The sequence below is a fragment of the Caulobacter sp. 17J65-9 genome (assembly GCF_010975005.1).
Classification (GTDB): domain Bacteria; phylum Pseudomonadota; class Alphaproteobacteria; order Caulobacterales; family Caulobacteraceae; genus 17J80-11.
In genome coordinates this window covers 1-6,408 of record NZ_JAAIVC010000191.1, presented here as the reverse complement: position 1 = coordinate 6,408, position 6,408 = coordinate 1, and the positions used below count along the sequence as shown (strand labels likewise).

The 6,408-nt window shown below is 72.2% G+C and carries 4 protein-coding genes and 1 pseudogene; 3 read left to right on the top strand and 2 right to left on the bottom strand.

The genetic code is table 11. The annotated features are described in order from the left end of the window. Positions 1-475 (top strand): annotated as a pseudogene (locus G3573_RS19095) (hypothetical protein); the annotation flags it as partial. Then, positions 472-2,778: a secretin N-terminal domain-containing protein gene (locus G3573_RS19090; protein WP_163263272.1), complete on the top strand. Its 2,307-nt coding sequence runs from the start codon at positions 472-474 to the stop codon at positions 2,776-2,778. The pseudogene G3573_RS19095 and the gene G3573_RS19090, both read left to right, overlap by 4 nt. Here the strand turns inward: G3573_RS19090 and G3573_RS19085 are convergent. Both G3573_RS19085 and G3573_RS22055 read right to left on the bottom strand, forming a co-directional pair. Next, complete coding sequence (locus tag G3573_RS19085; protein WP_163263271.1) at positions 2,775-4,091, bottom strand: family 1 glycosylhydrolase; 1,317 nt, start codon at positions 4,089-4,091, stop codon at positions 2,775-2,777. The two genes, G3573_RS19090 and G3573_RS19085, sit on opposite strands and share 4 nt — an antisense overlap. A gap of 96 nt (positions 4,092-4,187) precedes the next feature. After that, positions 4,188-4,526 carry a hypothetical protein gene (locus G3573_RS22055; protein ID WP_205598367.1) on the bottom strand — a complete coding sequence of 113 codons (339 nt, stop codon included), beginning with the start codon at positions 4,524-4,526 and terminating at the stop codon, positions 4,188-4,190. 245 nt (positions 4,527-4,771) lie between these two features. Here G3573_RS22055 and G3573_RS19075 point away from each other — a divergent pair, with 245 nt between their 5' ends. Further along, positions 4,772-6,319 carry a glycoside hydrolase family 18 protein gene (locus G3573_RS19075; RefSeq protein WP_163263270.1) on the top strand — a complete coding sequence of 516 codons (1,548 nt, stop codon included), beginning with the start codon at positions 4,772-4,774 and terminating at the stop codon, positions 6,317-6,319. Positions 6,320-6,408 lie beyond the last annotated feature (89 nt).

Genomic DNA, 6,408 nt, shown 5'->3' with positions numbered 1-6,408 from the left:
GGCACGCCCGCCGCGGCTGGCCTCCCCCGACGCTTCGGTGGCCGAGGCCGTGCGCCGGTTCACCAACCTGGGGCTGGTCGAGCCGCAGGCCGCGCCGGAGCCGCCCGCGGACCCCGCTCCCGAGCCGACCGCTCAGCCCGCGCCCGTCGAGATCGACGTCGGCGAGGCGCTCAGCCGCGAGCTCACCGCCGTGGTCGCCGCGCCGGAAGGGCCGTCCCTCTGGCTGGTCGACGACACCGCCCCGAACCGCCGTCGCCAGCTCCGCCCCGGCGAGGTCTACCGCGACGGCTGGGTCGTCCGGGCGATCGACCCGCAGTACGTCGAGCTGGGCCGGCGCAAGGAGCGGCGGCGGATCTCGATCTACGAGGCCGCGCCCTCAGCCTTCGCCGCCGCGCCCGCGCCCGGGACGGCTCCGTCGCCGCAGATTGTCATCCACCCGCCGTCCGATCGGCTGTTCGTGGGGCGGCGGAAATGAGCCTGCGCCCCTTCCACCCGCAGCTCGCGCTGACCGTCGCTCTGGCGGCGCTCTGCGGCTGCACCAGCTTCCCGCGCCTGAAGGTCCAGCCGGTGAAGCCCGACGCCGCGCGCATGGCTGAAACCGCCCCCGCCGCCAAACGGCCCAAGACCCTGGTGCGCATGCTGGGCGGCGAGGGGGCCGAGCTGCTCCCGGACGGCGCGGTCCGGACCGTGAGCGTGACCGAGGCCACCGCCGAGCAGATCGCCGCCCTGGTGCCGGACCGGCGCATCGAGGCCGCCCTGCCGCCCCAGCCGCTGGCCCAGTTCGTCGACACCGCCTTCGGCCAGCTGCTGGGCGTGCCCTACAGCACGGGGCCCGGCGTGGCCGAGCGGCGCGAGATCGTCGCCCTGCGCGAGCCGGTCGGCGCGTCCAGCCGCAGCTTCTTCGCCCTGGTGCAGGCCACCCTGCGTCAGTACGGCCTGGCGGTCGCCATCGAGAACGGGGCGGTGCGGATCGTCCAGGACCCGGCGCTGGCGGCCCAGGCCCCGGTGTTCATGCGCTCGCGCACCTCGACCTCGACCCCCGCCGCGGCGCGCCCCGTGGTCCAGTTCAAGACCTTGAAGGCGGTCAATGTCGGCCCGGTGTCGGGCCTGCTGGAGGACACCTTCCCGAACCCGGGCGTCGTGCGGTTCGCGGCCCAGGAGGACGCCAATGCGATGGTGATCAGCGGCGACGCCCGCGAGGTCGCCTCCGCCTCCGCCGTCGTGGACATGCTGGACCGGCCGGGCTTCGCCGGCGGCCAGGTGGCCCGGGTCGAGCCGGTCTACTGGCCGGCCGACCGCCTGGCCCAGGCCGTCGCCGACGCCCTGACCGCGGAAGGCTACGGCGTCGCCATGGGACTGCAGGCGCCCAGGCGCGACCTGCTGCTGCTGCCGGTGCCGTTCGCCAACGCGGTGCTGCTGTTCTCCAGCCGGCCCGACGTGCTGGCCCGCGCCGTCTACTGGACCCGCGAGCTGGACACCCTGTCGGCCACCGGCGACCAGCAGGGCGTGTTCACCTACGAGGTGCGCAACACCACGGCGACCGAGCTCGGCGCCCTGGTCGCCCAGCTGGAGAGCGTCGAGCGCGGGAGCGTGACCGCCTCGGTCGGCGCCGGCTCGGTGGTGGCGACCGCGACGCCGCCGCCCGGTCCGGGCTACGTCGCCCAGGCCCCCATGCCCCGGCCCCTGCCGCAGCCGGGCTCCGATCCCGCCCCGCCGGGTCCCATGACCTCGGGGCGGATCACCGTCGACCCCGGCGGCAACCGCCTGCTGTTCAGAGGCTCGCGCAGCGAGTTCGAGCAGGTCCGAAACCTGCTGATCGACCTCGACACCCCGCCGCGCCAGGTGCTGGTCGAGGTGACCATCGCCGAGGTGACCCTGACCGACGAGACCCGCTTCGGGGTCGACTGGTTTCTGGAGACGGAGCTCGGGGGCGGCACTCTGGTGCTGGACACCCGCGGCTCGGCGGTGAAGGAGCCCGGCGGCCTGGGCGCGACCTTCACCGAGGTGTTCGACAGCGGCCGCGTTCAGGTGGCGCTGTCCGCCATCGCCGAGAACCGCAACCTCAACATCCTGTCGACGCCCAGGCTGGTCGCCCGCTCGGGCAGCCAGGCGCAGATCCTGGTCGGCACCGACGTGCCGATCATCACCTCCCAGCGCGCCGCCGACGGCGTCCAGGCCGGCGGCGACACCGACATCCTGCAGACCGTCCAGTACCGCCAGACCGGGGTGATCCTGAACATGCGCCCGGTGGTCTACGGCGACGACCGGGTCGACATCGACCTGTTCCAGGAGGTGTCCAGCCAGGAACCCAACCGCACCTCGGCCATCGACAGCCCGCTGATCCTGAACCGCAGCGTCACCAGCCGGCTGTCGCTGCGCGAGGGCATGACGGCGGTGATCGGCGGGCTGATCCAGGACAACTATTCGCGCGACCAGCGCGGCGTGCCGCTGCTGAAGGACATTCCCGGCCTGGGCTTCCTGGCCCGCTCGGACTCCGTGTCGGGCACCAAGGTCGAGCTGCTGATCCTGGTCACGCCCTACATCCTGCGCGGCGACCAGCAGACCGCCGACGCCACCGCCGCCTACGCCGGCTCGCTGAACCGCATGCTCAGAAAGCGCGGGCCGCAGGTCTACACCCTGCTGCCGTGGCGCTCGGTGTTCACCAAGCCGGTGGTGCACGGCGGGCTGGGCACGACCCAGGTCCCGCACGCCGACGGCGAGGCCGCCGTCCCGGTCCCGCCGCCGCAGCCGCCGGCGCCGCCGAAACCGACGACCTAGATCACGTTCGCCCGCGCGCGCCGGCCCAGGTGCAGGGCGCTGGGGCGCGGCGTGCGCTTGAAGCTCGTGCGGTCGACGGCGACCAGGCCGAACGGCACGCCGTAGCCGGCCGTCCATTCGAAATTGTCGAGCAGCGACCAGTACAGGTAGCTGTGCACCGGTACGCCTTCGTCCAGGCAGGCGCCCAGGCCGTCCAGGGCGGCGTCGATGAAGGCGATGCGGCGCGCGTCGTCGTGGGTCGCCACGCCGCTTTCGGTGACGAAGATCGGCTTGCCGATCGCCGCGTGGGCCCAGCGGATCGTGTTCGCCAGGGCCTGCGGATAGAACTCGTAGCCCGACAGGGTCAGCTCCGCGCCCGGCGGCGGCGCCAGCATGCCGGTCTCGTCGAACCGCAGCCGGGTGTAGGTCTGCACGCCGAAGAAGTCGGCGTGGCTGTTCGCCACCTCGATCCAGTCGCCGTACAGCAGGCCGCGATAGCGCTCGACCAGCGCCTCGCTCTCGGCCTGCACGTCCTGGGTGGTCAGGGTGATGCCGACGGGCAGCTCGGGCCGCACGGTTTTGATGGCCTCGTAGGCCCGCCGGTGCGCCGCCTGCATGATCGGGGAGGCGACCTTCGGATCCGCATAGGCCAGGCGTGAGAAGCGCGGCGAATTGGTCGCCTGCGCCGCGGCGGCGATCGCCGCCTTCACGCCCGGCAGGGCCTGGCTGAAGCCCGGCATCAGGTCGACCAGCAGGCGGATGTTGGCCTCGTTGAAGGTCGTCACCCGGTCGATCAGCCCGCCCAGCCGCTCGACCACCCGGGCGCAGTAGCGGGCGAAGATCTCCGGCGCGTCGGCGACCTCGAACCCGCCGCGCCTGGCGAACCACAGCGGCGTGGTGAAGTGGTTCAGGGTGATCATCGGCGACAGGCCGCGCGCCCGACAGGCCTCCAGCATGCGCGCGTAGTGATCCAGCGCGGCGTTGGAGAACACGCCCTCGGCCGGCTCGATGCGGGACCACTCCACCCCGAACCGGTGACAGTTGAAGCCCAGCCCGCCGGCGATGGCGAAGTCCTCGGCGTAGCGATGGTAGCTGTCGCAGGCGTCGCCGGAGGGCTCCTTGAACATGGAGGGCTGCAGGTGCTCCATCAGCCAGGCGTCGCTGTTCGTGTTGCCGCCCTCGCTCTGGTAGCTGGAGATCGCGGTCCCCCACAGGAACCCCGCCGGCGCGACCCGCCGCTTGCGCCCCGAACCCGACGCGGCGATCGCCGGCGCCGCCGACAGGGCCGCGCCCCCGGCCAGCACGGCCCGGCGCCCGACATCCCCCAAACCCATCGCGCCCTCCCCAGCGGCTGGAAGGGCCACGATGGAGCGGATGTCCCCGGCGAGTCAATTTTCACTCACTAGTGAGGGAGTGTATTCGCCCGCGCGCTACGGCCGGTGGCCGGGCGGCCCATGCATGGGGCCTGGCGTCATCGGAGGCGGTCCGTGCATCGGCGGCCCGTGCATCATGCCCTCGTGGTGTCCTTGATGCTCCTCGTGGCTGAAGCCGAAGAAGACCGGCGGGCCGAAATAGGGATAGCCGTAGTAGGGGCCGTAGTACGGGCCATAGCCGTAGCCGTACGGCGCGTAGCCGTAGCCGGGATAGCCGTAACCGTACGCCGGATGGCCGTACGCATAGCCGTAGCTGTAGGGATAGTCGGCGCAGCCGGCCAGGACCGCGGCCCCGGCCAGGGCGCCGGCGGCGGTCAGGATCAGGCGGATGCTCATGGCGGTCTCTCGCGCGCCGCTCCGGCGCGCCTTGGCGATCGCCCCCGTCGCCGCCCTTTCGGATCCTCAGGAAAACGTATGGCGGAAGCAAAGGCTGCGCGGGCGGGCGACCATGGTTCCGCCCTTGGCGCGGCTTTGCGATGAAGGCGCCCGCTGGCGCGGTGAAGGCGGACGACAACCGAGGGGCGCGCTCCTAGCCTTCGCGTGTCCCGCGTGTGGGACCTCTGCGCCTCCCGGTCCGCCCCATGAATCTGCGCCGCTTCGCCCTTTTGGGAGTCTTACTGCTGCTCGCGGCCTGCGGCGGCGGGGGCGGCTCGTCCGGCGGCGGGACCCCGCCGCCGGCCAACGTACAGGTCGCCGTCTCCCCGGCGACGATCACGCTCGGGCCGTCGGGCTCGATCCAGTTCGCGTGCACCGTGACCGGCTCGAGCACGACCGGGTGCACCTGGTCGGTCCGGGAAGGCGCGGCCGGCGGCCAGGTCTCGGCGAGCGGCCTGTATTCCGCGCCGGCCGCGGCGGGCGCCTATCACGTGGTCGCCGCAAGCGTCGCCGATCCGACCCGCACGGCGGTGGCGACCGTCACCGTGACCGCGGTCCCGCCCACGCCCTGGGTCACCGGCTACTACGCCGGCTGGTACTGGAGCAGCTATCCGCCCGAGCACGTGGACATGACCGCCATGACCCACTTCGTGTTCGGACGCGTGGCGCCCGGCGGCGGCACCCTGGACGGCGCGCCGGGCGAGGTGGTCAAGGGCGGCGGGAATTCCCACGACGCGGGCCTGTCGCCGGACGGCGTGCGCAGCGTCGAGGACTACCTGATCAAGAAGGCACACGATCAGGACACCAAGGCGCTGCTGATGATCGGCGGCATGGGCGACGGGGAAGGCTTCCTGCTCTCCACCACCGACGCCGTGCGCCCGACCTTCGTGCGCAACCTGGTCGATTACCTGGTCGCGCACGACTACGACGGCGTCGATCTCGACTGGGAGGACAAGCTCGAAGGCGCCCCCGGCCTGCACGTCACGGCCGAGGAGGCGCGTCGGCGCCTGAAGGCGCTGATCGCCGACCTGCGCCAGGAAGCGGCGACGCGTCCGCGCTATACGGGGGCGGGCCGACAGATGCTGATCACCTTCCCGGGCTATGCGGTCAGCATCAATTTCCTGGAGCCGGGCGGCAAGGTCGAGCAATGGCAGGCCGACGTCGCCAACGCGGTCGATCAGTACAATCTGATGAGCTACGGCGTCGGCACCACCTTCAACGGCGGCGGCTGGGATTCCTGGTTCAGCAGCCCGATCTTCGGGGCGACCGGCACCACGCCCTACGACCTGGACACCAGCATCGCCGCCTACGTCGCCACCGGCGTGCCGCGCAGCAAGATCGGCGTCGGCATCGGCTTCTACGGCATCTACTTCGGCCCGGGCATCACCGGGCCGCGCCAGCCGACCGAAGGCAACAACATCTGGGTCTTCGACGACTCGTCGCTGAGCTACCGCGTGCTGGTCGAGAAGGGCTATCTCAGCCACGGCGTGCGCCGCTGGGACGAAGAGGCGCAGTCGGTCTATCGCAGCTACGGCAGCGGCGGCTACGTGCCGGCGATCGACCCAACCTCGCCGCCGGCCGGATTCCTGTCCTACGAGGACGAGCAGTCCATCGCCGCCAAGGGCGCGTGGGTGCGCTCGACCGGCGTCGGCGGCGTCATCCTGTGGACCATCGACTACGGCTGGCTGCCGGAGTCCCAGACCAATCCGCTGCTGGCGGCCGTGAAGCAGAGCTTCCTGCCGGAAAGGCCCTAGCCGTGCGCGCCGAAGCCCTTCGCCGCGGCGCCCTGGCGGGATTGCTGCTGGCCGCAGCCGGTCCCGCCGCCGCCCAGGATGTTCTGGCC

Coding starts and splice junctions, on each gene's coding strand:
- G3573_RS19090 (WP_163263272.1), top strand. CDS start 472: ATGAGCCTGCGCCCCTTCCACCCGCAGCTCGCGCTGACCGTCGCTCTG.
- G3573_RS19085 (WP_163263271.1), bottom strand. CDS start 4,091: ATGGGTTTGGGGGATGTCGGGCGCCGGGCCGTGCTGGCCGGGGGCGCG.
- G3573_RS22055 (WP_205598367.1), bottom strand. CDS start 4,526: ATGAGCATCCGCCTGATCCTGACCGCCGCCGGCGCCCTGGCCGGGGCC.
- G3573_RS19075 (WP_163263270.1), top strand. CDS start 4,772: ATGAATCTGCGCCGCTTCGCCCTTTTGGGAGTCTTACTGCTGCTCGCG.